Origin of the sequence: Burkholderia sp. AU33423 (genome assembly GCF_002223135.1) — a bacterium.
Taxonomy (GTDB): Bacteria; Pseudomonadota; Gammaproteobacteria; order Burkholderiales; family Burkholderiaceae; genus Burkholderia; species Burkholderia lata_D.
Genome location: NZ_NKFH01000004.1, coordinates 1,119,620 through 1,145,996, shown reverse-complemented (window position 1 = coordinate 1,145,996; position 26,377 = coordinate 1,119,620). Strand labels below are relative to the sequence as shown.

At 63.9% G+C, this 26,377-nt stretch carries 27 protein-coding genes, 2 tRNA genes and 1 pseudogene; 8 read left to right on the top strand and 22 right to left on the bottom strand.

The window, feature by feature from the left end; translation table 11 throughout:
• Positions 1-75: 75 nt before the first annotated feature.
• A complete protein-coding gene (locus CFB50_RS07990; protein ID WP_046545490.1) occupies positions 76-978 on the bottom strand; it encodes a LysR family transcriptional regulator in 903 nt (300 codons plus the stop codon).
• 431 nt (positions 979-1,409) lie between these two features.
• Here CFB50_RS07990 and CFB50_RS07985 point away from each other — a divergent pair.
• Together CFB50_RS07985 and CFB50_RS07980 are read left to right on the top strand one after the other, a co-directional pair.
• Positions 1,410-1,805 (top strand): annotated as a pseudogene (locus tag CFB50_RS07985) (transposase); the annotation flags it as partial.
• A gap of 201 nt (positions 1,806-2,006) precedes the next feature.
• Entirely contained in the window at positions 2,007-2,258 is a 252-nt protein-coding gene (locus CFB50_RS07980; protein ID WP_089445479.1) for a hypothetical protein, read from the top strand.
• A 195-nt stretch (positions 2,259-2,453) separates the two neighbouring features.
• Here CFB50_RS07980 and CFB50_RS07975 read toward each other — a convergent pair whose 3' ends face one another.
• Positions 2,454-2,771 (bottom strand): hypothetical protein, encoded by a 318-nt coding sequence (locus CFB50_RS07975; RefSeq protein ID WP_011351791.1) that lies wholly within the window; start codon positions 2,769-2,771, stop codon positions 2,454-2,456.
• A 157-nt stretch (positions 2,772-2,928) separates the two neighbouring features.
• Between CFB50_RS07975 and CFB50_RS07970 the strand changes: the two genes are divergently transcribed.
• The 3 genes from CFB50_RS07970 (at position 2,929) to CFB50_RS07960 (ending at position 4,538) form a co-directional block, all read left to right on the top strand.
• The gene (locus CFB50_RS07970; RefSeq protein WP_069247813.1) at positions 2,929-3,645 is read left to right on the top strand and encodes a YdcF family protein; all 717 of its coding nucleotides are present in this window, start codon (positions 2,929-2,931) and stop codon (positions 3,643-3,645) included.
• Positions 3,646-3,865: 220 nt separating this feature from the next.
• Complete coding sequence (locus tag CFB50_RS07965) at positions 3,866-4,144, top strand: hypothetical protein (protein WP_069247812.1); 279 nt, start codon at positions 3,866-3,868, stop codon at positions 4,142-4,144.
• Between the two features lie 136 nt (positions 4,145-4,280).
• A complete protein-coding gene (locus CFB50_RS07960) occupies positions 4,281-4,538 on the top strand; it encodes a hypothetical protein (RefSeq protein WP_021162409.1) in 258 nt (85 codons plus the stop codon).
• A gap of 40 nt (positions 4,539-4,578) precedes the next feature.
• Here CFB50_RS07960 and CFB50_RS07955 read toward each other — a convergent pair whose 3' ends face one another.
• From CFB50_RS07955 to CFB50_RS07940, 5 genes are all read right to left on the bottom strand, one after another.
• Positions 4,579-4,869 (bottom strand): putative quinol monooxygenase, encoded by a 291-nt coding sequence (locus tag CFB50_RS07955; RefSeq protein ID WP_089445478.1) that lies wholly within the window; start codon positions 4,867-4,869, stop codon positions 4,579-4,581.
• 179 nt (positions 4,870-5,048) lie between these two features.
• Positions 5,049-5,189, bottom strand: coding sequence for a hypothetical protein (locus CFB50_RS39440; RefSeq protein WP_179254157.1), 141 nt, complete (start codon positions 5,187-5,189; stop codon positions 5,049-5,051).
• A 207-nt stretch (positions 5,190-5,396) separates the two neighbouring features.
• Positions 5,397-6,608: an outer membrane protein assembly factor BamC gene (bamC, locus tag CFB50_RS07950; protein ID WP_046545486.1), complete on the bottom strand. Its 1,212-nt coding sequence runs from the start codon at positions 6,606-6,608 to the stop codon at positions 5,397-5,399.
• Positions 6,609-6,749: 141 nt separating this feature from the next.
• Positions 6,750-6,826 (bottom strand) — tRNA-Pro (locus tag CFB50_RS07945).
• A gap of 159 nt (positions 6,827-6,985) precedes the next feature.
• On the bottom strand, positions 6,986-7,699 hold the full coding sequence (locus CFB50_RS07940) for a class I SAM-dependent methyltransferase (RefSeq protein ID WP_089445477.1): 714 nt from the start codon (positions 7,697-7,699) through the stop codon (positions 6,986-6,988).
• Positions 7,700-8,031: 332 nt separating this feature from the next.
• Here CFB50_RS07940 and CFB50_RS07935 point away from each other — a divergent pair, with 332 nt between their 5' ends.
• Both CFB50_RS07935 and CFB50_RS07930 read left to right on the top strand, forming a co-directional pair.
• Complete coding sequence (locus CFB50_RS07935; protein ID WP_089445476.1) at positions 8,032-8,910, top strand: tyrosine-protein phosphatase; 879 nt, start codon at positions 8,032-8,034, stop codon at positions 8,908-8,910.
• 345 nt (positions 8,911-9,255) lie between these two features.
• A complete protein-coding gene (locus tag CFB50_RS07930; protein ID WP_089445475.1) occupies positions 9,256-11,466 on the top strand; it encodes a hypothetical protein in 2,211 nt (736 codons plus the stop codon).
• Between the two features lie 97 nt (positions 11,467-11,563).
• Here CFB50_RS07930 and CFB50_RS07925 read toward each other — a convergent pair whose 3' ends face one another.
• The 14 genes from CFB50_RS07925 to CFB50_RS07855 form a co-directional block, all read right to left on the bottom strand.
• Positions 11,564-11,977, bottom strand: a complete 414-nt coding sequence (locus tag CFB50_RS07925) for a MerR family transcriptional regulator (RefSeq protein ID WP_089445474.1) — start codon at positions 11,975-11,977, stop codon at positions 11,564-11,566.
• 61 nt (positions 11,978-12,038) lie between these two features.
• Positions 12,039-12,425, bottom strand: a complete 387-nt coding sequence (locus CFB50_RS07920) for an integration host factor subunit alpha (RefSeq protein WP_006486093.1) — start codon at positions 12,423-12,425, stop codon at positions 12,039-12,041.
• 72 nt (positions 12,426-12,497) lie between these two features.
• On the bottom strand, positions 12,498-14,927 hold the full coding sequence (gene pheT, locus CFB50_RS07915) for a phenylalanine--tRNA ligase subunit beta (RefSeq protein ID WP_089445473.1): 2,430 nt from the start codon (positions 14,925-14,927) through the stop codon (positions 12,498-12,500).
• 96 nt (positions 14,928-15,023) lie between these two features.
• On the bottom strand, positions 15,024-16,037 hold the full coding sequence (pheS, locus tag CFB50_RS07910; protein WP_006486107.1) for a phenylalanine--tRNA ligase subunit alpha: 1,014 nt from the start codon (positions 16,035-16,037) through the stop codon (positions 15,024-15,026).
• A 148-nt stretch (positions 16,038-16,185) separates the two neighbouring features.
• Positions 16,186-16,545: a 50S ribosomal protein L20 gene (gene rplT, locus CFB50_RS07905; protein ID WP_004192938.1), complete on the bottom strand. Its 360-nt coding sequence runs from the start codon at positions 16,543-16,545 to the stop codon at positions 16,186-16,188.
• Positions 16,546-16,574: 29 nt separating this feature from the next.
• Positions 16,575-16,772, bottom strand: coding sequence for a 50S ribosomal protein L35 (gene rpmI / locus CFB50_RS07900; protein ID WP_004191477.1), 198 nt, complete (start codon positions 16,770-16,772; stop codon positions 16,575-16,577).
• A gap of 189 nt (positions 16,773-16,961) precedes the next feature.
• The gene (gene infC, locus CFB50_RS07895) at positions 16,962-17,486 is read right to left on the bottom strand and encodes a translation initiation factor IF-3 (protein WP_071734130.1); all 525 of its coding nucleotides are present in this window, start codon (positions 17,484-17,486) and stop codon (positions 16,962-16,964) included.
• A 49-nt stretch (positions 17,487-17,535) separates the two neighbouring features.
• Complete coding sequence (gene thrS, locus CFB50_RS07890; RefSeq protein WP_089445472.1) at positions 17,536-19,443, bottom strand: threonine--tRNA ligase; 1,908 nt, start codon at positions 19,441-19,443, stop codon at positions 17,536-17,538.
• A 271-nt stretch (positions 19,444-19,714) separates the two neighbouring features.
• A tRNA-Val gene (locus tag CFB50_RS07880) sits at positions 19,715-19,791 on the bottom strand.
• A gap of 87 nt (positions 19,792-19,878) precedes the next feature.
• Complete coding sequence (locus CFB50_RS07875) at positions 19,879-22,113, bottom strand: RelA/SpoT family protein (protein ID WP_089445471.1); 2,235 nt, start codon at positions 22,111-22,113, stop codon at positions 19,879-19,881.
• A gap of 44 nt (positions 22,114-22,157) precedes the next feature.
• Positions 22,158-22,511 carry a RidA family protein gene (locus tag CFB50_RS07870; protein WP_069247804.1) on the bottom strand — a complete coding sequence of 118 codons (354 nt, stop codon included), beginning with the start codon at positions 22,509-22,511 and terminating at the stop codon, positions 22,158-22,160.
• Between the two features lie 80 nt (positions 22,512-22,591).
• Entirely contained in the window at positions 22,592-23,488 is an 897-nt protein-coding gene (locus tag CFB50_RS07865; protein WP_089445470.1) for an alpha/beta fold hydrolase, read from the bottom strand.
• A gap of 199 nt (positions 23,489-23,687) precedes the next feature.
• A complete protein-coding gene (locus CFB50_RS07860) occupies positions 23,688-24,329 on the bottom strand; it encodes a CoA transferase subunit B (RefSeq protein ID WP_089439875.1) in 642 nt (213 codons plus the stop codon).
• 1 nt (position 24,330) lies between these two features.
• Complete coding sequence (locus CFB50_RS07855) at positions 24,331-25,035, bottom strand: CoA transferase subunit A (RefSeq protein WP_069247801.1); 705 nt, start codon at positions 25,033-25,035, stop codon at positions 24,331-24,333.
• 223 nt (positions 25,036-25,258) lie between these two features.
• On the opposite strand from CFB50_RS07855, the gene CFB50_RS07850 reads away from it, so the two are divergent.
• Positions 25,259-25,804, top strand: a complete 546-nt coding sequence (locus CFB50_RS07850) for a LuxR C-terminal-related transcriptional regulator (RefSeq protein ID WP_069247800.1) — start codon at positions 25,259-25,261, stop codon at positions 25,802-25,804.
• A 112-nt stretch (positions 25,805-25,916) separates the two neighbouring features.
• On the opposite strand, the gene CFB50_RS07845 is transcribed toward CFB50_RS07850, so the two are convergent.
• Positions 25,917-26,348 (bottom strand): acyl-CoA thioesterase, encoded by a 432-nt coding sequence (locus CFB50_RS07845; protein WP_069247799.1) that lies wholly within the window; start codon positions 26,346-26,348, stop codon positions 25,917-25,919.
• Between the last annotated feature and the right edge of the window lie 29 nt (positions 26,349-26,377).

The following is a 26,377-nucleotide window of genomic DNA, read 5'->3' as shown; positions in this document are numbered from 1 at the left end:
CGAGAACCACCTTCGAGGAACACGATCCGCGTAGTGTACCGGCCCGCAAGCAGGGCCGGCGCACGTCGATGCGCGTCAGTCGAGGTCCTCTGCCCTCGCCGGCATCTGCCGCACGAGTTCCCAGATCGCCTGCGCAGCGGGCGACAACGACCGGTCCCGGCGGCGCACGAGTTCGACCGTGCGCTCGGTGCGTGGCGTGAGCGGCCGCGCGACGAGCGTCGAGCCGGCCGGTAGCGGCAGCGACAGCCACGGCTGCACGCTCACGCCGACGCCGGCCTCGACGAGTCCGAACACGGTCGCCGAATGCCCGAGCTCCTGCATGACCGTCGCGTTGACACGATGGGCGGCCAGCGCGGCATCGATCAGCGGCCGGCTTCCCGATGCATGATCAAGGAGCACGAGGCGCTCGCCGTCCAGCGCCGTCCAGGGCACCTCGGCACGCGCCGCGAGCGGATGGTCGGCACGCGCGACCAGGCAGAACGAATCGGTCATCAACGATTCGCAGACGAGATCGGCCACCGTGAGCGGGCCGATCACGACGCCGAAATCGACCTCGCTCGACTTCACCTTGCGCAACACGTCGCTCTGCACGTCGTCGCGCAAACCCAGCGTCACGAACGGAAACTGGCGCTCGCACGACGCAACCACGCGCGGCATCAACCGGCACGCGATCGTCGGACTGGCCGCGACGATCACGCGCCCTCGGCGCTGCTCGCCGATCTCGCGAATCTCGCGCAGCGTGTCGTCGAGATCGTCGAGCAGACGGGACACGCTCGCGATCAGGTTTGCACCGACATCGGTCAGCTGCACGTCGCGCGTCGTGCGGTCGATCAGCTTCAACCCGAGCTCGGCCTCGAGCTCGCGCACGCAGCGACTGACCGCGGACTGCGTGAGCCCGATCTCGTCGCCCGCGCGACTGAAGCTCTTGAGCCGCGCGACCTCGATGAAGACGCGAAGCTGACGCAGCGTGACGTTCATTTCCTGACCTCATCAATCGTCGATATCGATGCGCGATTTTAATGCGTGAATCCGGCTTCGATGTGCGAATCAGGCACCTGCCCCACATGTTTCGCTGCGGTGCAATACGTCAGCGAACGCACGTGGTGCGGGCGAACTGCACAAGATTGGTGATTGTCCCGATTTGCTGGCGGGTTATTTTGGCGTCTTATACGCCCCTAGCTGACTTAGCCGTTAGCTCGCTGCCAAGCGGCTCTCGAGGGAATTACCTCCGACATGGCACGCTTCGTGCATTACCTGACGCACAGGGCGCAGGTTTCGTCGGACGGAAGAGCAGAAACGCCGCTGCCGGCCAACCGGACGCCCTCACCCGGCACTCGACGATCGAGTGCTTGAAGAGTGCGCGGCGCAGGGCAGCGCACCGGAGTTAGCTTCGCTGAGGTGAGGACATGATGCTGTTCGACGATTTGAGAGATAACGAGTGGGCGCTGGTCGAGGGTCTGTTTTGCTCTGAACCCGCACGGAGTGAGCGGCGCGGCCGCCCCCGCGTGGAAGCCCGCTCGGTGGTGAACGCCGTGCTGTGGGTGCTGTCGACGGGTGAAGGCTGGTCGAAGCTGCCGGGCCGCTATCCGTCGCCGCCGACTTGCCGCCGTCGCTTCGACGAATGGCAGGCGGACGGCACGCTCGCCGAAATCGTGAAGCGACTCGGCACGAGCGGCCGGCAGATCTCCCTGCGCGGGCGCATCGGCGCAAGCGCCGCGAAGCCGCCCGCACCGCCGAGCCGCGACCGGCTGCGCGGCGCCTTCTGGACCAATCCGGAATCCTGGCGCGCGCCCGTCAAGATGGCGTAACGAATGCTCGATCGGGCGGCTTCGGCCGCCCGGTTTCTTTCAGCGACGCGACTTGCCCGCGACGCGTGCGTTGCCGTCGATTACCGTTGACGTGCCGCGATACATCTATTTACCAATATTTACAGCAAGCCTGCGCTCCCACGCTTACCTTAGCGAATTATCAACAGGCCGCGTCGACGGCTTGAAGGGAGCCCCGCCATGAAACCAATGTCACTGCTCGTCGCATGCGGCATTGTCATTTCCGTGGCGTTGTCCGCTCCGGCCCACGCCGACGATCGCGTGAAGCCGCCCCACCGCCAGCAGGATCACCGGAACACCCTCCGCCAGCCGCCGTCCGCCAACCTGCCTAGCCGGCAAACCGTGCCGCGTGGCGACCTGCGCGGCGACATCGCCAGCAACGCGAGAGCGCGCATCGGCTCGCAGCCGACCGACGTCCCGCGTCATCCGTAGTCCTGCTAATTTCGGGATTTCGCCAAAGAAAATGCCCACGGTCGGGAACTGCGCCGCACGCGACGAGTCACAACGTTGCCATGAGCACAGCGTGGCAACAGCAAAAGTATCCGGTACGCCCGTATCCTCGCGATACGGGCTTTTTTTTGGTTATCGCCAGCCGCGCGGCGATGCGCGTGACGGGATGATCGACCGCTACAGGCGGCTTTCGAGAATCGCCACGGCACTCGCTTCGCTCAGTGCGTAGTCGGCCATGCGGCGATCGGTCCAGGAAAGTAATTTCTCGTCGCGCTCGAGGCGCGAGAATTCGGCTCGACCGCTTTCGGTCAGTACGGCAATATCGACCGGTGCATGGAAGCCCGGCGCGGGGGCAACGGTTTTCTGCCTGACCGTGTCCATCAGCCCGAGCGAACGGAGATACTCGAACACGCCCGGGCGGCGCGCCCACGGTACCTGGCGGTACTGCACTCGTCTCAATGCGTCGAGCACCGCTTCGTTGGAATACGTGGCCATCTCGATTCTTTCTTAAAGTGCAGCGACAATGCGAAGCGGCGCGCCGGGCGGCTTCTCCGCCCGCCGATACCACCACCGATTCTGGATGCCGACGTTCGGCGTCGCGTCAGGGCCGGATCGTCAGCCGTCCATAAAAAGACACCATACCCCAATCAAATTGATTCTGTTCGATTCATTTGTACTTCTCTTCATCTGTTTCATGCTCTGCCGCAAACGGCGACGAATCATCTCGATCGCCGCCGCTGCGTTGTTCTGGCTGCTCGCGACAGGCTGGCTCGCCGCGCCGCTGATCGCCTGGACCGAGGCGGGCGTCGAACCCGTCGAGCACCCGGACATGCATGGACGGACCACACTGATTCTCATCGGCGCAGGTACGAAGCACGGCGACTCCGGGCTGCGGCCGCCACCTGACGGAACCGCCCGCATCCACAAGGTCGCAGCGCTCTACCGCACCTGCCGGCAGCAAGCCGAGCGCTGCACCGTGGTGATGTCGGGCGGCGACCCGCAGCATCACGGCGAAACCGAGGCTGCCGTATACGGGCGCCAACTCGTCGCCGAAGGCGTCGCGCCCGCGGACCTCGTGCTGGAGCCGGATAGCCGCACAACCTACGAAAACGCGAAATTCACTGCGTCTATACTACGCTCACAGTATGACGACGCACGCATTCTCGTCACCTCCTCATACCAGATGCGCCGCGCATTGCTCGATTTCCACCGGTTCGGGATCGATCCGCAGCCCGTTTATGCGAATCGCCGGCGTGCGCAAACGGGCTGGCTGCCGCACTGGCGCAATGTGGTCAACGCCGAGCAGGCGCTGCACGAACTGGTCGGCATCGCGCAGTTCCATGTCTATCGATGGCTCGGGTGGTTCTGACGGCTCCGGGAAACCGCAGCGGAAATGACCGCGACGGCGACGATGGCAGGCGCGTGACGGAGTGAGCGAAGTGTTGCGCGACTTCAACGGGACCTTGCGTCGCGCCACGATCCGGTGCACATTGATCCGTCACTTTTGTTACACTCGACACGCACTCGATTGCAGTCGCCAGACAAAACGGCAACACTCGGGTTCATCACCACTTAGCGGAGGTAAAGCAATGAAGAAGACGTCCCTGGCTATCCTGGTAGCGATGTCGGCGCTGACTGGCGCAGCGTATGCGCAAGAGAGCACGGAAATCAAGACGATTACCGATCCGGCCAAGATCTCCGAGATCGAGCAACGCGCACAGGCGCTGCAGCAGCAGCAAGCGACTGAAGCCGCACAGCCGGCGATGCAGGAAGAGCATCACCACGGCAAGAAGGCTGCTCACCACAAGGCTGCTGCGAAGAAGGCCGGCAAGAAGGCTGCCAAGGCCGCAGACGCTGCCAGCCAGTAAGTTCGACGGCACCGCACAAGCGAAAAGCCGAATCCGGGCAACCGGGTTCGGCTTTTTTGGTTGCGGTGCCCGTGCGCTGTGCTAAAGTCGCGCACCGAAATTTTCCACCCGTGCGCACCCCGGTGCGGAGGACAGCATGAGCAACATTCAACTCGACATCGAGTGGACCGAAGCCGCCACTCGCCAGATCAAGCAACTGATGCCCCGCGGCTCGGCTGACGCGTTCCTCGCGCTGCCGCCGATCGAATGCCTGCCGATGGAGGGCGACGTGCTTTTCCTCGGCCCGCAAGGCAAGCAGCAACCGTTCATCGTCGCCGAGCGCCAGTACCATCACGACGGCGACGCCGACTGGACGATCATCCTGATCCTCGACGTACCCAACACGTCGCACTGACGCACCCCGCGACCGGACACGTCCGGTCGCCCCGCCCGGCTCAGACGAGCTTCGACAGCACGCGGATTTCGGAACGCTCGATCCAGTCCGCGGCCGCTTCCCGATAAGCGAGAATGTGCGCGGAACGCGCATGAGCAGCCAGTGCCTCCTCGCTTTCCCAGCGCTCGACGAATACGAATCGCGCCGGCTCCTTCAGGTCCCGATGCAGGTCGTACTGCAACCCTCCTGCTTCGTTGCGGGTCGGCTCGACGATCCCTTCGAGCTGAGCACGCAACTCCTCCTCGGCGCCCGGCTTCGCCACGACCAGCGCCACGACTGCAATTTCCGCCATTCCCGCTCCCCTTCATCTGGAAAAGCCCGAGAATACGCGAATCGTGCATCGGCTGCGCCAGCACGGTATCGCACGACGGCCCCAAAAAATAGCCCGCGCTTCAGAGAAGCGCGGGCGAAACCGTCGCCCTACGAGGATAGGCGACGGGGCCATCGAGATCCGCACACTGGCGCGGATCGTCATTCGTTGCGCCGACGCTTGCCGCGGCGACATTCGAAGACGTCGATACCGTTGATCAGGCGCTCGCGGCGCACGCCCGGTATCTGACGCCATCCTCCCTGTTTCAACAATTCCAACATATAAAGCAGGTTGCGTGCCAACTGACATGAACCAATCATCCCATTGATTCATAAGGACAAATTTTTGGACGCCGACGATGCGGCAGGTGTTTTGCCGCCGTAACGCACGGATGTTACGTAACGTCACGAGGAGGGACCGACCGTCCAGCACATGCGCATGCCGGCGAGCGGCCATGAAAAAAGCCCGCCATGTGGCGGGCTTTCCATTGATACGAAGAAACGTCGAGATCAGCGAAGCTGATTCACAAGCAGCCCCATGATCTGGCGAGCCGGTGACGACGTGTCGATCGCACCCGAATCGTCGACGATCGCGACGCGCGTCTGGTCGGCCGTGAGCGCCTTCACGTTGACACGGTATTGCTTCGCCTGCTTTTCCTTCTTGCCGTGGAACAACTGGCTCCAGAAGCCCTGCTCGGCCGAGGTCAGATCCTTCGGATCGACATAGCGCACGAAATACAGGCCCTTCGTGCGATCACGATCGTCGACGGTGAAGTTCGCACGATCGAGCGCCAGACCGACGTGCAGCCACGACCGGTCGTACGGCTCGCCGAGCGTGACTTCCGACGGGACGGCAGCATCGGCCGCATCGTTGCCTTGCGCCGACGTGCGGGAGACGTTTTGCGCGGCAATCGCTGCAGCAGCCTTCGACGATGCGTCGTCGGCCTTCTTGTCCTTGGCCACCGGTACCGTGTTGTCCTTGATGTTCGCGATTGGCGGCTCGCCGTTCTTCGCGCGCTGCTCGTTCTGTGCGAGCACGGCCATCAATCGCTTCAGGTATTCGGTCTCGAGCGCCGGATCATTCGGCTTCGCTTCCCACTTGCTCGAATCGTTGTTCGAGCCCGTGATCGCTTCGCGCATCCCCTTCTGGCTGATGAACACGTAGGTGCCGCCATTCGGTGCCGAATCGAGACGCGTACGGTACTTGTTGCGCTCGGCCGTCACGTACGAGTTGCCCATCGCCTTCGAGATCACGCTGCGGATCAGGCCGTCGTTGATCTGCGGATGGGTTTCGTTCCAGTCGGTTTCCATCACGCCCTTGTCGCGCTGGTCGACGACGAGCAGGAAGCCCTGTTCCTGCCAGAAGCGGCGAACCTGCGGCCAGACGTCGGCGGGCTGCTTGCCGTCGATCACGAGCCAGCTCTCGGTGCCGTCGCGCTGGATATGCATGCCGGCGACGGCCGGAGCAACGGTGTCCAGCGCAGGCGCGGCCTGCTGGACCTGCTGAAGCGCGGACAGGGAAGTCGCGCCGCCCTGGGGCGGCAGCGAACGCTGATCGGCCGTCTCGTCGAGCATGTTGGGCGGCACTGCGAGCGACGCTTCCTTCGATTTCGAATCGCTCTTGTAGTCCACTTTCGTGGGCGACGACGTACCGCAACCGGCGACGAGCGCGCCGGTGGCGAGCACTGCAGCGAACCGCATGGTAAGACGAAGATCAGTCATGTTCGGGGAATCCTCTTCCGCTAAATCACGGCGCTTTCCGTGGATCAACCTTGCATTTTACCGGGGCCGCGCCGCGATGTGCAAAAAAGCGACCGGCAAGAAAAAACCCGCGTCAGCCTGAGCTGACGCGGGTTCTTTATCTGGTCGGGGCGAGAGGATTTGAACCTCCGACCACCTGCACCCCATGCAGGTACGCTACCAGGCTGCGCTACGCCCCGAAAGAAAAAAATTATAACAGACAGTTTTCCGATTTAGAACGGGTCGCATGCATTTTGTGAATATTCTTGTGAAATTTTTTGGCGTGAAGGCGCCGATGCGAGCAACGACGCGCGTGGCATGGACGATTCGCGCGCCGGCCACACGGCCCCGCATCGCATTCACCGCTTGCGCGCAACACAGATGACTGTCAGCCCGGCGACGCGGTTGAAGCGGAAGATCGGCAACTCGATCCGGCAGATCGACTTGAGCAGGCCGTTGACGAACGGATGGTGACGACGCAATTGCGACGCCGGCTCGCTCGGCTGCCGTCGCACCCGCTCGCCGAGCCGCAACGCTGCCGCAAGCGGAAACGTGAGACCGAAATAATAGGCGCCGTGCTCGACGTCGAGCCCCGAGCGACGCACCACGTCCTCGAGACTGCCGAGCGTATATCGGCGCTTGTGCTCGAGAAAATCGTCATGACCGCTCCAGAGGAACTGGAACGCGGGAACCGTGATCAGGAAGCGGCTGCCCGAAGGCGCGCCCCTGACGTACTGCGTGAGCAGACCGACATCGTCGTCGACATGCTCGAGCACGTCCATCAGCAACACGAGATCGGCGTCGAATCGGTCAACGGATCGCCGAAAGTGGATGGGCTTGCCGGACGCCTCGCCGTCGGTATCGTCGGCATAGCTCGTATCGACACACCACGCCTCCGTCGCCTGCGTACGCTCCAGCAAGTGCTTCGAAAAAAAGCCCGAGCCTGCACCGACATCGAGTATCCGGTTCGCGCCTGGCACCCCCAGGAACCGACGGATCGCACTCGCCTTCGACGCGTAGTACCAGTGATCGCCCACGCCCGCACCCAGTACGTCGACTTCCTTGAGATCCATGACGTTTCCCCGTGATGGCTACTGTGCTTTGGTCGATACAGCCACTGATGCCGATCTTACCTCGCTGCCGCCGCCGATCCTACCTGTCGACAACGCGCAGCCGACACCGGCAACCCGCATTCCGACCTAATCGAAAAGGACGATGGCCGGTTCGCCGCAAATCGCTACCGTGCGGTTACCCGGCGCGAGATCGATGCGCACGGGCGGACCGTCCGACTGCATGCCGATCGATCCGGCCCGCCCCGGCTTTGCCGCGTCGCGTGAGACAGGGGCGACTTCGGTCACCCCCGCAGTCGCGATCTCTTGTAACCGTCTTCGACACAGGGCATTGAATGCATCAGAAAAACGAAATTACCCGTCGACATTTTCTCCGGCTGGGCGCCGGCACGATAGGCATGGCGCTGGGAAGCGCATCACTTCTGTCGGCATGCGGAGGCGACTCGATTTCGGTCGCGCCGGTCACGACACCGCGGCTGAGTTCCGCATCGAATTTTCGCGACACGGCCGGGCCGGACGGAACCGGCTACGTGACAACGAGCGGCGCCAGGATGAAAAAAGGCGTGATCTATCGTTCATCCGCGCTCGCGTTGTCGGCCGCGGACATCGCCACCGTCGGCACGCTCGGCATCAGGCAGGTCTGCGACCTGCGCACGCCCGCCGAGATCAAGACGCAACCGGATGTGCCGCTGGCCGGCGCCACCTGGCAAAACCTCAACGTGCTCGGGGCTGCCAGCATCGATCCGATCCCGACCACCGGCGCCACGGCGACGGCATTCATGTCGAGCATGTACCGCGCGTTCGTCACGTCGGACGCTGCGCATGCCGGCTATCACGCGCTCTTCACCGGCTTCTCTGGCTCAGGCGCAAACCTGGTGTTCCACTGCACGGCCGGCAAGGATCGCACGGGCTGGGCAACCGCGATCCTGCACACGATCCTCGGCGCGTCCGAGCAGACGATACTCGCCGACTATCTGTTGACGAACATCTATAGCGCGTCGGAAATCGCCGCTTCAGTCGCCCAGGCACAAAAAGCCGGCGGGCAAAATGCAGCGGACATGATGACCGCGCTGCAAGGCGCGCACACCGACTATCTGCAGGCGGCATTCGACCAGGTCACCGCGTCGTACGGCTCGATGACGTCGTATATCGCGAACGGGCTGCAACTCGACCAGGCGACGCTGAACGCAATCCGGCAGCACATGCTGGTCTGACCGACCCGCGGGGTGCTGCGACGGGGCCGGATCGCATCCCCGCTTCGACCGCCGCGGCCGCTGCCCGTCGCATCCGGCGAAACCCGCATTGGCGAAGGCTGCGACGGATTTTCCAGGTCGCAGAAGCATTCGCCGACGACGGGCCGCGCAAACCAAACGACCGTTTGAGCCCGCCGCCCAACCACCGCGAATCCATTGTCCCGCAGCCCGCCGGACCGCCGCGCCCCGGCGCCCGTTGTTTGGTAACGCCGCTCTAGCGCGCTATGCCACACTGCACGGCATCGACGCTCGCGCCGTGCAGTGGCGCGCGCCGCCGTCGATCACGACAAGACATGGAGACAGACGATGCGGAATGCGGTCCGGCGCGGCCATCGCTCGCCTTTGGCAATTTTCGATTGGATTTCCGGCCCGCCACGTGCGGCCCGCCCCATCTCGCCCGGGACATTCCGCGTGTTCGGCTGCGGCGTGCTGACGCTCGCGCTGCTGTGCGCCGGTTGCGCGGAATCATCCGCGCAGCGTGACGGCAACACGTCGGTCGCGTCGACGAAGATCGAACGCACCAAGGCCGAACGCCTCGCCCGCGAGCAGCAGGTCGCACGCACCATGCCGTCGCTCGCATCGATCAGCCTCACGCAACCGCGCCCGTTCACGCTGCGCGACTCGGGCCAGAACGGCGCGATGACGTTCCTGCGCGACGTCGATTTCCGCATCGTCAACAACCTCGGCTTCTTCATCCATCAGTTGTCGGCCACGCTGGTACCGACGCAAGCCGGCGCGCCGATCGTGTTCGACGATCCGACCAGTTTCCAGATCGACGTGCATGAAGGCACGGTCACGCTCGACGACGCGAAGCTCACCGCCCTCTTCAACACGTACATCTTCGGCTACCGCAACGCGCCGCTGCGCAAGCTCGCCGTGTCGGCCGGCGACGGCGTGATCCATCTGCAAGGCGAGATGCAGCGCGACGGCTGGGTGCCGTTCTCGCTGACCGGTACCCTCGCGATCCGTGACGGTAGCCAGCTCGTGTTCCATCCGACAGGCGTGCGCGTATCGGGCATCAACGCGCAGCCGGTGATGCGCGCGGCCAACGTGAAGATGGCCGACCTGCTGAAAGTCCAGACGCCGATCGCGCAACTCGCCGGCGACGATCTCGTGATGTCGGTCGACAAGCTGATGCCGCCGCCTCGCCTGAAGCTCACGATCACCGCGCTGCGCGTGACGCCGGCCGGGCTCGACCTGAAGCTCGACGACGGCACGCATGCCGGCTTCGCGATGCCCGCGAACGCACCGCAGCAAGCGATGTACATTCGCGGCGGCGACGTGAAGTTCATGCGCTCGATGCCGATGAACGCGGACATCCTGATCGGTCCGGTCGATTCCACGAAGCGCGACCAGATTTTCGTGTTCGATCTCTATCACTATCGCGACCAGGTATCGGCCGGCTACTTCAATTTCGACGAAAGCGGCGCGATGGCGATCCGGATGCCGTCGTATGCGGGCCCGGCCAGCGGCGCGCTGCTCGGCAGCGCGACCGCGCGCCTGAACGACAGCTTCCTCGCCGCGCAACAGAATGCGCTGCGCGACATACGCCAGCACTGGGAAGCCTACGCACTCGCGGCGAACACCGCTCACCCCGGCATGCAGAAGGTCGCCATGCGGCGCACGTCGACCACGCCGTTCAACGAACGGCACGTGTCGAACCGCAACCCGACGATCCATCTTCGCAACGTCGACTTCAACCTGTCCGGGGATATCGGCTTTCACGTCGAGGACCTCGACGTGGAACTCGTCTCGAAGCGGCCCGGCGAACCCGTCGATCTCGACGATCCGAACCAGTACGACATCCGCATTCTTGGCGGCACCGTCGTCGAGTCGTGGAAGGCGATGTCCGCGCTCTTCAACAACTATCTGCTCGACTACTCGCCGCGCTCGCTCAACGACCTGCAACTGAGCGCGGACGGCACGAACCTGCGCGTCCAGGGCGGCATCAAGCTGTGGAACCACGTACCGGGCGTCTGGCTGCCGACCGACATGAACGGCACGCTGTCCGTGCTCGATGACCGGCATCTCGCGTTCAAGCCATCCCAGGTGTCGGTGCTCGGCATCCCGCAGGCGAAGCTGCTGCGTTCGCTCGGCATCGAGCTCGCTTCGCTGACGCCGTTGCAGCGTCGCGGCGCGGAACTGCGTGGCGACACGCTCGTGCTCGACCAGTACACCGTGTTCCCGCCCCCCGTGCTGAACGGCAAGCTCGGACAGGCAACGGTCGAACGCGACGGGCTGCGCCTCACGTTCAGGCGCATGGCAGGCGCGCCCGCGCCGCAACGGCCGCAGATCGATGCACCGAGCTACATGTGGATGGAAGGCGGCGACATGAAGATGTTCAACGTGCTCGAACTGAACGTGCGCGCGCTGATCCGGAATTCGGCCGAGGCCGGCCCGATGCGTTTCGACCTGTACGGCTACCGCAGCCAGGTCGCGCAAGGCTCGGTGCGGATGCTGCCGGACGGCACGCTGGTCGTCGACATGGGGCAGAAGAACCCGCTCGCGTCACGCTGAAACGCACATGGCACGCATGAAAAAAGCCCGGTGGCACGCGGCCAACCGGGCTTTTCATTTCATCCTTCGCTTCGCGCTTGACTCGGAAGACGGTTACTCAGTCGTGCTTCAGTCCGTCGAGCACGTCGAGCAGCGCCTGCCGCAATGCAATGACGTCGACGGTCGCGCCCGGCTTGCCCGGTGTGCGTGCATCGGTGGCCGGCGCCTCCGGCTCGACGGGTGCCGCCGCGGCCCGCTCGCCGGCCGGCGAATCGAGCCGGTTGCGCGCGCCGTTGATCGTGAATCCCTGCTCGTACAGCAACTCGCGAATCCGCCGGATCAGCAGCACTTCATGGTGCTGGTAATACCGACGATTGCCACGCCGCTTCACCGGCCGCAGTTGAGTGAATTCCTGTTCCCAATAACGCAGCACATGCGGCTTGACCCCACACAGTTCGCTGACTTCACCGATCGTGAAGTAGCGCTTCGCGGGAATCGGAGGCAAGACGACTTTCTCAACCGTAGTGGTCATCGTCGGTTAACCGTCGGTAAAGGGTGCGCGGCGGCCGCGCGGAGACGTCAGCGCGCGGGGCTTACTCCGCGCCGTTTTCGACCAGCGCCTTCAGCTTCTGGCTCGCGTGGAAGGTTACCACCCGGCGGGCCGCGATCGGAATCGCCTCGCCCGTCTTCGGATTGCGGCCCGGACGCTGCGGCTTGTCGCGCAACTGGAAATTGCCGAACCCCGACAGCTTGACGCTCTCGCCGTTTTCGAGCGCGTCACGGATCACCTCGAAAAACGCCTCGACCATGTCCTTCGCTTCACGCTTGTTCAGCCCGACGCTGTCGAACAGCAGCTCCGCCAGTTCCGCCTTCGTCAGCGTGGGCGTCTCGGTGGACGCCGGCGCCGAAGCGTCGCGGTTCATGGCGCTGCGTTGCGCCGTCAGGAGGGCTTCGAATTCACTCGAGGTCATGTCGTTCATATCTGCCATACAGCGCGTTAAATCAAAACTTACGATCGGAAAAGGCCGCCCGCAAGCGGACGGACCTCCCCCTTAGCCGCGCAGACGCGCACCGGCACGAGCCATCCGCTCGACCAGCGTCTGGATCGCCTGATCGACGACCTCGTCCTGTAGCGTGCCAGCCGCGTCCTGCAGCGTCACGCGGAAGGCAAGGCTCTTCTCGTGCGCGGCAAGACCACCGGAAGTATTTGATTTTGCACGAAATTCGTCAAAGAGTACAACCTTCTGAACGAATCGGCAGGCCTCTTCGGCAAGCGCCTTCTTCATTTCGTCGAAAAGTGCCTGAACCTCGACCGCCTGATCGACGACAACGGCGATATCGCGACGAACCGGCGGGAATTTCGATACGTCGGTCGGCGCGGGCAACGCACGCGCAATCAGTGCGTCCGCGTCGACCTCGAACATCACCGGCGCGTGCGGCAGTTCGTACTTCTGCATCAGGCGCGGGTGCAGTTCGCCGATCCAGCCGACCGCACGACCATCGACTTCGATGCGCGCGCTGCGGCCCGGATGGAGGGCCGGATGCTCTGCCTTCACGAAGCGTGCGGTCGCGGGCGCGAGCAGTACCTCGAGATCCCCCTTCACGTCGAAGAAATCAACCGGGCGGGTCGCCGTGCCCCATTGCTCGTCGAGTGCCGGACCATAGGCAAGCGCACCGACGCGCTTCGGCTGCACGTAGCCCTCGACCGTCAGCTCACCGGCCTTCGCCGCCGTATCGGTGAGGAACACGCGGCCAGCCTCGAACACGCGCACGCGATCCGCGCGGCGGTTCAGGTTGTGGCGCAGCACGGAAATCAGGCTGCCGAACAGCGTCGTGCGCATCACCGACAGCTGGCTCGCGATCGGGTTCAGCAGGCGGATCGGATGGTCGTTGCCCGCGAAATCCTGCTCCCACTCCGCATCGACGAAGCTGAAGTTGACGGTTTCCGCGTAATCGCGCGCGGCGAGCGCGTGACGGATGTCGTGGATCGAGCGCCGCGTCTCGTTGGTCGCGCGCATTTCGCTCGTCGCGACCGGCGGACGCGCCGGGATCTTTTCGAAGCCGAAGATGCGCGCCACTTCCTCGATCAGGTCTTCCTCGATCTCGATGTCGAAGCGATGCGACGGCGGCGTGACGAGGAATGCGTCGTCTTCACGCTCGAACGGCAGGCCGAGGCGCGTGAAGATGCTGGCGATCTCGTCGGCGTCGATCTGCACGCCGATGATGCGGTTCGCACGCGATACGCGCATCTTCACCGGCGCGCGCTGCGGCAGGTTCACGGACTGATCGTCGACCGGGCCGGCCTTGCCGCCGCAGATCTCGAGAATCAGTTGCGTGATGCGCTCGACGTGCTCGACGGTCGTCGCGTAGTCGACGCCGCGCTCGAAGCGATGCGCCGCATCGGTCGAGAAGTTGTACTTGCGCGCACGGCCGCGGATGCTGTCCGGCCACCAGAATGCGGCTTCCAGGTAGATGTTGGTCGTATCGAGCGTGACGGCCGTGCTGTCGCCGCCCATGATGCCGGCCAGGCTTTCGACCTGACGGTCGTCCGAAATCACGCCGACCGTTTCGTCGAGTTCGACCATGTTGCCGTTGAGCAGCTTCAGCGATTCGCCGCGCTTGCCCCAGCGCACCTCGATGCCACCGTGGATCTTGTCGAGATCGAACACGTGCGACGGACGGCCGAGCTCGAACATCACGTAGTTCGAGATGTCGACGAGCGCCGACACGCTGCGCTGGCCGGAACGCTCGAGGCGCTCGACCATCCACTGCGGGGTCTTCGCATGCGCGTTCACACCACGGATCACGCGACCCGAGAAGCGACCGCACAGATCGGGCGCGGCAATGCGCACCGGCAGCGTTTCGTCGAGCTCGACGCGCACCGGGCGGATGTCGACCGGCGTCAGCGGTGCGCCGGTGATTGCAGCCGTCTCGCGCGCAATGCCGAACACGGACAGGCAGTCGGCCTTGTTCGGGGTCAGCTTGATTTCGAAGATCGTGTCGTCGAGGTTCAGCGTCTCGCGGATGTCCTGGCCGACCGGCGTGTCTTCCGGCAGCACCAGCAGGCCGCTGTGATCCTCGGACAGCTTCAGCTCGCGCGCCGAGCACAGCATCCCCTGGCTCTCCACGCCGCGCAGCTTCGACAGCTTGATCGCGAACGGCTTGCCGCCCTCTTCTGCCGGCGGCAGTTCCGCGCCGACCAGCGCGACCGGTACCTTGATGCCGGGCGCGACGTTCGGTGCGCCGCAGACGATATTCAGCGTCGCGCCGGTGCCGGCGTCGACCTGGCAGACATTGAGCTTGTCCGCATCCGGATGCTTGACGACTTCGAGCACGCGGCCGACGACGATCTTCGACGTCGGCGGCGCAGCCTTGCTCAGCGATTCGACTTCGAGCCCCGCCATCGTCAGCGCGTGCGACAGTTCGTCGGTCGTCAGCTGCGGGTCGACAAAGGTTCTCAACCAGGATTCAGGGAATTGCATGGATGTCTACGTTCGAAACAGGTTAGATCGACGCCCGGGCCCCGTCGGATCATCCGTCGGGGCGTGCACGGGCACAGGTCGGCGCGGCGCGCGGCGTTACGCGAACTGGCGCAGGAAACGCAGGTCGTTCTCGAAGAACAGCCGGAGATCCTGGACGCCGTAGCGCAGCATCGTCAGGCGTTCGAGGCCGCTGCCGAACGCAAAGCCGATGTAGCGCTCGGGATCGAGGCCCATGTTGCGAATCACGGTCGGATGCACCTGCCCCGAACCGGAGATCTCGAGCCACTTGCCGGCGTTCTTGCCTTGCTCGAACATCATGTCGATCTCGGCCGACGGTTCCGTGAACGGGAAATACGACGGACGGAAGCGCACGAGGATGTCGTCGCGCTCGAAGAATTTTTTCAGGAAGTCGGTATAGACGCCCTTGAGGTCGGCGAAGCTGATGTTTTCGTCGATCCACAGCCCCTCGACCTGATTGAACATCGGCGAGTGGGTCGCATCGCTGTCGACGCGATACGTGCGGCCCGGCGCGATCACCTTGATCGGCGGACGGTTCATGCGCGCGTAACGCACCTGCATCGGGCTCGTGTGCGTGCGCAGCAGCAGCTGGCGGCCGTCGGCATCCTTGCCTTCGACGTAGAAGGTGTCCTGCATCGAACGCGCCGGATGGTTCTCCGGGCTGTTCAGCGACGTGAAGTTGTACCAGTCGGTCTCGATTTCGGGGCCGTCGGCCACATCGAAGCCGATCGAGCCGAAAATCTGTTCGACACGCTCCCACGTGCGCATCACGGGGTGCAGGCTGCCTGCACCGGCGCCGCGGCCCGGCAACGTCACGTCGATCGCTTCGGCAGTGAGGCGCTGATTCAGCAGCGCGTCGGCCAGCGCCTGGCGACGGGCGGTCAGCGCGGCTTCAACCTGTTGCTTCGCGACGTTGATGCGTGCGCCTTCGGTCTTGCGTGCTTCGGGATCGAGCTTGCCGAGGCCCTTCAGCAACTCGGTCAGCGCACCCGATTTGCCGAGAAATCGTGCTTTCTCGTTTTCGAGCGTGGTGATGTCGGCAGCCTGTTCGAAGGACTGCTGCGCGTCGGCGACAATCTGGTCCAGATCCATAGATCCCATCATTTCCAACGTCATTCGGTCTTGGCGAGCGAAATCGCCCACCAAACAAAAAAGGGGCTCGGAAGAGCCCCGTTTTCGCTGCAGCGGCCGAGACTACCGGAACCTCGCTGCAACTAACCACGCAGTGCTAATTTCGCAATTAGGCTGCAACGGCGGCTTTCACCTGCTTGACGATCGCAGCAAAAGCAGCCTTGTCGAACACCGCCATGTCGGCCAGAACCTTACGGTCGAGTTCGATCGACGCCTTCTTCAGGCCGTTGATGAACACGCTGTAGGTCATGTCGTGCTGGCGAACTGCCGCGTTGATACGCGTGATCCACAGTGCGCGGAACACACGCTTCTTGTTGCGGCGATCGCGGTACGCGTACTGACCAGCGCGCATCACCGCCTGCTTGGCGATGCGGTAGACGTTATTGCGGCGGCCGCGATAACCCTTGGCCAGGTTGATGATCTTCTTGTGGCGGGCCCGTGCGGTTACCCCACGTTTGACTCGAGGCATGTTTCTCTCCTTAGAGTATCAGTTAGGGGTTACGCGAACGGCAGCATCGCGCGGACGGAGTTCAGATCGGAATCATGAACTGCCGTTGCGCCGCGCAGGTGACGCTTGTTCTTCGTGGTTTTCTTGGTCAGGATGTGACGCTTGAAGGCTTGACCGCGCTTGACGGTACCGCCCGGACGCACCACGAAGCGCTTTGCAGCACTCTTCTTGGTCTTCATCTTAGGCATGACGAACAACTCCAGTTTATTAGATGGCGATGGGTGTGCGGTTGGCTTGCGCCCTTGACCCGCCCTTCGAAACCCAGTCCACTTGTGTACGGCGAACCGCTTGCGCAGCCGCCGTCATTGCTGGCGCGCCGCCCTGACCGGGCAACGCACCGAACCTCTGCGAACCTGCGCGCGACGCGCGCGGGCCCGTTACTTCTTTTTCTTCGGCGAGAGCACCATGATCATCTGGCGCCCTTCCATCTTCGGCATCTGCTCGACCTGGCCGACTTCCTCGAGATCCGTGCGCAGACGCTCAAGCATCCGCATACCGATTTCCTGGTGAGCCATTTCGCGGCCGCGGAAACGCAACGTGATCTTCGTCTTGTCGCCTTCTTCGAGGAAGCGCACGAGATTGCGGAGCTTGACGTTGTAGTCACCGTCATCGGTACCCGGGCGGAACTTGACTTCCTTGACCTGGATGACCTTCTGCTTCAGCTTCGCTTCGTGCTGCTTCTTCGACTCCTGGTACTTGAACTTGCCGTAATCCATCAGACGGCAAACCGGGGGAACCGCTTGCGGCGCGATTTCCACCAGGTCAACATCCAGTTCTTCCGATTTACGGAAAGCATCAGCGAGTTTTACGATACCGAGCGGTTCGTTCTCGATCCCGACCAGGCGCACTTCCGGCGCAGTGATTTCACCGTTGATGCGGTGCGACGACTTATCAGTAGCGATGTTACGTTTCCTCTAAAAATTAAAAAAACGAGCCGCGCTGCCAGGGCGGTTACTTGAACGAGCGCAGGTCTTCCTGCAGACGCTCAACGAAGGCTTCGACCGGCATCACGCCAAGATCGACGCCGCCACGGGCACGCACGGCTACCGTTTGCGCATCACGCTCCTTGTCCCCCACGACGAGGAGATAAGGCACCTTTTCCAGCGTGTGCTCGCGTATTTTATAGCTAATCTTCTCATTGCGCAAATCGGCCGTCACTCTAACCCCTTGTTTTTGCAACGATTGGGCCAGAGATTGCGCATATTCGGCCTGACTTTCGGCGATATTGAGCACAACTGCCTGGAACGGCGCGAGCCAGGCAGGCATCGCACCAGCGTGGTGCTCGATCAAAATGCCGAGGAAACGCTCCATCGAACCGACGATCGCACGGTGCAACATCACCGGACGGCGACGGCTGCTGTCATCCGCGACATACTCGGCGCCGAGGCGCTCCGGCAGGACCATGTCGAGCTGCAGCGTGCCGCACTGCCACGAACGGCCAAGCGCATCCTTGATGTGGTACTCGATCTTCGGACCGTAGAACGCGCCTTCACCCAGCAGCTCTTCCCACGTGAGGCCGCATGCCGTCAGCGCGTCGCGCAGGCCCTGCTCGGCGCGATCCCAGGTCTCGTCCGTACCCGCGCGTTGCTCCGGGCGCAGCGACAGCTTGATGTCGATGTGATCGAAACCGAAGTCCTTGTACACGCTCATCGCCAGCGTGTTGAACGCGATCGATTCCGAGATGAACTGGTCTTCCGTACAGAAAATGTGCGCATCGTCCTGCACGAAGCCGCGCACGCGCATCAGGCCGTGCAGCGCGCCCGACGCCTCGTTGCGGTGGCACGAACCGAATTCCGCGTAACGCAGCGGCAGGTCGCGGTACGAGCGCAGGCCGTGCTTGAACACCTGGACATGGCCCGGGCAGTTCATCGGCTTGATCGCGTAGTCGCGCTTCTCCGACTCCGTCGTGAACATATTCTCGCGGTAGTTCTGCCAGTGGCCCGACGCTTCCCACAGCGAGCGGTCCATGATCATCGGCGTCTTGATCTCGAGGTAGCCAGCTTCGTTCACGCGGCGGCGCATGTACTGCTCGACCTGCTGCCACAGCGCCCAGCCCTTCGGATGCCAGAACACCATGCCCGGCGACTCTTCCTGCATGTGGAACAGGTCGAGCTGCTTGCCGAGCTTGCGGTGGTCGCGCTTTTCCGCTTCCTCGAGCATGTGCAGGTACTGGTCCTGGTCTTCCTTCTTCGTCCAGGCCGTGCCGTAGATGCGCTGCAGCTGCTCGTTCTTCGAATCGCCGCGCCAGTACGCGCCGGCGACCTTCATCAGCTTGAAGACCTTCAGCTTGCCGGTGGACGGCACGTGCGGGCCACGGCACAGATCGGTAAAGCCGCCGTGCGAATACAGCTTGATTTCGTCGCTTTGCGGAATCGATTCGATGATCTCGGCCTTGTACTTCTCGCCGATGCTGCGGAAGTAGCCCGCCGCTTCGTCACGCGACACGACACGGCGCGTCACGGGCTCGTCCTTCTTCACGAGCTCCTGCATGCGCTTTTCGATCTTCTCCAGATCTTCGGGCGTAAACGGACGGTTGTACGAGAAGTCGTAATAGAAGCCGTTGTCGATCACCGGGCCGATCGTCACCTGCGCGTCCGGATACAGTTCCTTCACCGCGTACGCGAGCAAGTGCGCCGTCGAGTGACGGATGATGTCGAGGCCGTCGGCATCCTTGTCGGTCACGATCGCGAGCGACGCGTCGCGGTCGATCACGGCCGACGTATCGACGAGCTCGCCATCGAGCTTGCCACCAAGCGCAGCCTTCGCAAGGCCGGGACCGATCGAGGCTGCAACCTCGGCAACTGTCACCGGATGCTCGTATTGTCGAACTGAGCCGTCAGGCAAGCGTATCGAAACCATAGCAATCTCCGTGATGCCGACAGTGGGCGGCAGACCAGGTACGCGATATAAAAATCACGCGGGAAAATGTCGCGACAAAAAAAATGCGGCCCCGCTTTCGAGGGGCCGCATTCGATACTTCACTCAAACTAAAAGGGCGAAAGGGTTCCTCGACTAGCGTCGCTCCGAAAAGGTTTCGGTCAACGTTCGCGGTGTCATAACCGTATTCGCCTTGTTCGCGTTGAGTTATTTACTGCATCGAACACCCGGAGACCGGGCATTCTCAATTCGTTGGTAGGCTCGATTGGACTCGAACCAACGACCCCCACCATGTCAAGGTGGTGCTCTAACCAGCTGAGCTACGAGCCTAGTGAAGCTAAGATTATATGGAGCCGTTACCCGCTTGGCAAGTATTTTTATGCGGCCGCAGCAAAATAACGGTGTTCGAACCCCACATCACGCCTTCCGCCCCGCCCGCACGACGCCCTGCACCTCACCAAGCAACGTGCACGCGCGCTGCACTTGCGCCGAGTTCGACACCTCGACCGTGAACTGCATGAATGCCGCATTGCGGCGGCTCTGCGTCTTCACGCCGACGACGTTCATCTTCTCGCGCGCGAACACTTCGGAGATGTCGCGCAGCAGCCCTTGCCGGTCGCTCGCCTCGATCATCAGGTCGACCGGATAGACGGACGCACCGCGCCCGCCGAGCACGTCGGCCGACCAGGTCGTCTGCAGCACGCGTTCCGGCGCACGCTCGACCATCCGGCGGAATGTCGGGCAATCGGTGCGGTGGATCGACATCCCCTTGCCGCGCGTGACGAAACCGCTGATCGGATCGGGCGGCGCCGGACGGCAGCAGCGCGCCAGCTGGGTCAGCAGCGCGTCGACGCCCACGACCAGCACACCGGTCGACGCGCCATGCGCCACGCTGGCGCCGCTGCTGCGCTTTTCGAAATCGGCAGGCGCCTCGGGCGCCGGTTCGGGCGGCGGCGCGTCGGACAGCGCGTGCTCGACATTGCGCAGGCTGAACTCTTCCTTGCCGACGACCGAGAACAGCTCCTCGGGCGACTTGAAGCCGAGCTTCGCGGCGAGATTATCCAGGCTGACCGACGTCTTGCCCTCGCGTTGCAGCGTCTTTTCGACGAGCGCGCGGCCATGCGCGACGTTTTCTTCCTGCTCGATCGAGTTGAACCACGCCCGCACCTTCTGACGGGCGCGCGGGCTCTTCATATAGCCGAGCTGCAGGTTCAGCCAGTCGCGCGACGGTCCGCCCTCCTTCACCGCGACGATCTCGACCGTCTGGCCGTTTGCGAGCGGCGTGTTGAGCGGCACCATCGCGCCGTCGACGCGTGCGCCACGGCAGCGATGGCCAAGCTCGCTGTGCAGGTGGTACGCGAAATCGACCGGCGTGGCGCCCTGCGGCAACGCGATCACGCGCGCCTGCGGCGTCAGCACGTAGATGTGATCGTCGTCGAGCGACGTCTCGCGCAATTGCGCCCACGCCTTGTCGCCCGACTTTTCCGCGCCGTCCTCGACGTCATCCTTCCACGCGAGCAGCTGGCGCAGCCATGCAATCTTCTCGTCGTACTTGTCGCTTGCCGAGAACTGGCCGCCGTAGCCACGCGCGCCGGCTTCCTTGTAGCGCCAGTGGGCGGCGACGCCGTACTCGGCGAAACGGTGCATCTCCTGCGTGCGGATCTGCACTTCGAACGCACGGCCGTCGTCGCCGATCACGACCGTGTGCAGCGACTTGTAGCCGTTCGGCTTCGGCCGCGAGATGTAGTCGTCGAATTCCTTCGGCACCGGCTGCCACAGGTGATGCACGATGCCGAGCACCGCGTAGCAATCCTTGATGTCCGGCACGATCACGCGGAACGCGCGCACGTCGTACAGCTCGGAGAAGTCGAGTTCCTTGCCGCGCATCTTGCGCCAGATGCTGTAGATATGCTTCGGCCGGCCGCTCACGTCGGCCTGGATGTGCGCATCCGCCAGCTCCTGCTGCAACCGGTCGATCGCCCGCGTGACGTACGCTTCGCGCTCGATGCGCTTCTCGTCGAGCAGCTTCGCGATCCGCTTGTAAGTGACGGGATCCTCGAAGCGGAACGCGAGATCCTCGAGCTCCCACTTCAGTTGCCAGATGCCGAGACGGTTCGCGAGCGGCGCATAGATCTCGAGCGTCTCGCGCGCGACGTCGGGCGGCGGGTCGATCTTCGCGGCCGCGTAGTAGCGCAGCGACTGCAAGCGCGACGCGAGCCGGATCAGGACCACGCGGATGTCTTGCGCGAACGCAAGCAGCATCTTGCGCAGCGCCTCGATCTGCGTGCGCCGCTCTTCAGCCGCATCGCGCCCCGCGTCGGACCCCGCGTTCTGCGCGGCGCGCAGGCTGACGGTACCGAGCCGCAACAGTTTGCGCACGTCGGACACGAGCCGCGCCACTTCGTCGCCGAAACGCTCGGTGAGCTCACGCTCGGGGTCGCTCAGGTGCGGCGTCAGCACGAATAGTGCGGCCGCCTGCATCGCGGACGGATCGACGTTCAGCGTGCGCATGATCGACGCCGTGCCCGCCGAGTGATCGGCAAGCAGTTCGCCCGACGACAGGCGCACGTCGCCGGCCCGCTCGCGCACGAACGCGAGCACGTCGTCGAACGACGGCGCCGCGACGGGGGATGCGGAAACGGACTCGGTCATTGCTCGGTCTGGCGGAATGCGATCATCGTCGGGTTACGTTCAGTTCAGCTCCGCTGCGCAGCGACGACCACGATTTCGACGAGCAGCGCGGGATCCGCGAGCTTCGCCTCGACGGTAGCGCGCGGCGGCGTGTTGCCGTGCGCGACCCATGCATCCCACTCCGCATTCATGCCTTCGAAATTCGCCAGATCCGAGATGTAGATCTGCACCGACAGCAGATGCGCCTTGTCGCTGTTCGCTTCGGCGAGCAGGCGATCGATGTGGCCGAGCACTTCGCGCGTCTGGCCCCTGATGTCCTGTGTGGTGTCTTCGGCGATCTGGCCGGCCAGATACACGGTACCGTTGTGGATCGCGGTTTCGGAGAGACGGGCCCCGACGTGGTGACGAATGACTGCCATGGAATGTTCCGGTCGTGAGTGGATGGAGATTCGGGCGGCGGCACGGCCCGCGTGCCGCTGAACCGCATATTATGACGCGTTTATGCGCCGCCTTCGACGAAAAACCGCCGCGCGAGGGCAATCTGGCTTGCGTCGATGAACGCCGGCGCGTGGCCCGCCCCTGGGATCTCGGCATGCGTCACATGCCGGCCGCGACGCTCCATGTCGGCCACCGTCTCGCGCGACAGCAAGTCGGACGCCTCGCCTCGCACGACGAGCAGCGACGCGTTCGTCGTCTCGATCGCGTGCCACAGCGCAGCCTCACCGAGCGCCGCCAATTCGGGCGTCGTCGCCCTGAACGGTTCGGCGATGCGCGGATCGTAGCGGATCGTCCAGCCCCCTTCGGGCAGCTCGCGCAGCAGCGGCCCGTTGATCTCGCGCCACTCGTCGGCGGTCAGCGCCCCGAACGGCAGCGACAGCGATGTCAGATAGTCGATGCCTTCCTGCCGGGTCGCAAAGCGCGGCTGCACGCCGAGATATTCGCCGATGCGCGTCAGCGAATCGGGCTCGATGCGCGGGCCGACGTCGTTGACGATCATCCGGCGCAGCGGCGAACCCGGCAGCCCCGCGAACGCCATGCCGATCAACCCGCCCATCGACGTGCCGAACCAGTCGACCGATTCGACATCGAGCCGCGCGATCAGCGTCACCATGTCGGACACGTATTGCGGGATCGCATAGAGCCGCGGATCGGCCAGCCAGTCCGACTGGCCGCGCCCGACGACATCGGGGCAGACGACGCGATACGTATCGGACAGCGCCGCGGCGAGCCGGTCGAAATCGCGCCCTGAACGGGTCAGCCCATGCACGCAGACCAGCACGCGCGGGTTGGCGGGATCGCCCCACTCGGTGTAGGCGACGTGGTGAAGGCCGGCGGCACTCGCGCACTGCACACGCCGCTGGCGAGGAACCTGGGAATTCGCTGGGGTCGTTGGCATCGTTGGCATCCTGTCGAACGGGGGCGACGCGCGGGGCAACGCTTGCGACGCCCGATGCAAACGATTGTAAACCGCTTCAGCCGCACGGGTCCGCTCGCCGGGCACCCGACAATCGGCCTGACGGAGGACACGATGACAAACGCCCCGCATGCCGTCGTCCGGCATGCGGGGCGTCGAAGCCGCGCCGACGCGCGGAACCTTATGCGACCGCGCTGACGTCGAGCGGCGCGCCCGTCTTCGCCTGGATCTCGTCGACGCTCACGCCGTCGGCGAGTTCAAGAACCTTCAGGCCGGACGGCGTCACTTCGATCACACCGAGATCGGTGATGATCAGGTCGACCACGCCGACACCCGTCAACGGCAGGTTGCATTCCTCGAGGATCTTGTGCTGGTCGCCCTTCGCGACATGCTCCATCAGCACGACGACGCGCTTCACGCCGGCGACGAGATCCATCGCGCCGCCCATCCCCTTGATCATCTTGCCGGGGATCATCCAGTTCGCGAGGTCGCCCTGCTTGCTGACCTGCATCGCGCCCAGGATTGCGAGGTTGATGTGGCCGCCGCGGATCATCGCGAACGAATCGGCCGACGAGAAGATCGACGAACCCGGCAGCGTCGTGACGGTCTGCTTGCCGGCGTTGATGAGATCGGCGTCGACTTCGTCTTCGGTCGGCGACGGGCCGATGCCGAGCAGCCCGTTCTCCGACTGCAGCCACACCTCGACGCCTTCCGGCACGTGGTTCGCGACGAGCGTCGGCAAGCCGATGCCGAGGTTCACGTAGAAGCCGTCCTGCAGTTCCTTCGCCGCGCGCGCGGCCATCTGGTCACGATTCCAGGCCATGTCAGTCTCCTTTCGCGCGTACGACGCGTTGTTCGATGCGTTTTTCGGGCGTCGCGTTCAGCACGATGCGCTGCACGAAAATCCCCGGCGTGTGGATGTGGTCCGGATCGAGCGCGCCGTTCTCGACGATCTCCTCGACCTCGGCGACGGTGATCTTGCCGGCCATCGCACACATCGGGTTGAAGTTGCGCGCGGTGCGGCGAAAGATCAGGTTGCCGGACTTGTCGGCCTTCCAGGCCTTCACGAGCGCGACATCGGCCGTCAGCGACGGCTCGAGCACGTAGTGGCGATCGCCGAACTGGCGCGTTTCCTTGCCTTCCGCAATCACGGTGCCGTAGCCCGTGTTCGTGAAGAACGCCGGGATGCCCGCACCGCCCGCGCGCAGCTTCTCGGCGAGCGTGCCTTGCGGCGTGAATTCGAGCTCGAGTTCGCCGGCCAGGTACTGGCGCTCGAACTCCTTGTTCTCGCCGACGTATGACGAGATCATCTTCTTGATCTGGCGCGTTTCCAGCAACAGGCCGAGGCCGAAACCGTCGACGCCCGCGTTGTTGCTGATGCAGGTGATGCCCTTGACGGCCGAATCGCGCAACGCTGCGATCAGTGCCTCCGGAATCCCGCACAGGCCGAAGCCGCCCACCGCGAAGGTCTGTCCGTCGCGGACGATCCCTTCCAGCGCGGCAGCCGCGCTTGGATAGACTTTGTTCATCAGTTGTCCCTTCCTCTATGGAAACCAGCGAAACCGGTTCACGCGCCCACGTGGCCCGCAAGCCCGCCGCATCATTCTATGCATGCACGGCGATGCCTGCGTCGAGGCGCGCTGTTTTTATATCGCGGCAAACCGCCACGAGATGCCTGAAAGGGTACGATGCGGCGCGGATGCGGCACAATACGCAAAAATACATAAGCGTTTGCCTCCGCTTGCCTGCGCCATGCCCGCTCTCGATTACCAGACCGCCTTCCTCCTCGCGCCGCTCGGCCTCGTCCTGTCGCGCGACCGCGTGATCGAGGACTGCAACGACGCGCTCGCGTCGATCTTCCGCTGCGTGCGCGCCGACCTGATCGGGAAATCGTACGAGGTGCTCTACCCGTCGACGGACGAATTCCAGCGCATCGGCGAACGCATCGCGCGCGTGATGGCCGCGAATGGCATCTACTCGGATGACAGAATCATGAAACGGGCGGACGGCGAGCTGTTCTGGTGCCACGTCACCGGCCGCGCGATCGACCGCACCGCGCCCCTTGCGGCGGGCGTGTGGACCTTCGAGGATTTGAGCGCGACGCGCCGGGTCGCCGTCGAACTGACCCCGCGCGAGCGCGAGATCGCCGCGCAGCTCGCGACCGGCAAGACCAGCAAGCAGATCGGGCGCGTGCTCGACATCAGTTCGCGCACGGTCGACATCTATCGCGCACGGCTGATGCGCAAGTACGGGACCAACAATACGCCGGAGCTGCTGCAACGCCTGCTCGGGCAGTGAATGACGGCGCCCGGATGACAATCGGCCGCTCATGGCGGCCGATTCGGTAAACAACGGATATGGCGTGCCGCCCCGGCGACCTTGTGCCGGCCCGGACTCGCCGACTCGACGCTCAGCCGACCTTCGCCGCGAGCGCGCGCTCGATCGTGTCGCGCAGCAACTGCGGCAGCGGCACCGACTTGCCGAGCGCGTAGTCGACCCACACGCAGCGCGCATTGCCGCGCGCATAGACATGCTGCGGATCGTCGGCGCGCGTCAGCTCGAAACCCGTGTCGAAGCTGCTCCGGCCGGGTTTCGCAGCCGACATCTTCGCGATCACGTCGCCCGGATAGTGCAGCTGCTTGAGAAATTCCATCGACGCCGTGACGATGACGGGCCCCTGCCCCTCGCCATTGCCGCCGGCAATGCCGAGTTCCTCGAACCACGAGATCCGCGCCTGCTCCATGTAGCGGAAATAGACCGTGTTGTTCACATGGCCGAACGCGTCCATGTCGCCCCAGCGGATCGGCATCGACATCTCAAAAACGGGGGAATAATCGCTCATTGCAGTCTTCTTTGTTGCTGAATGTCATC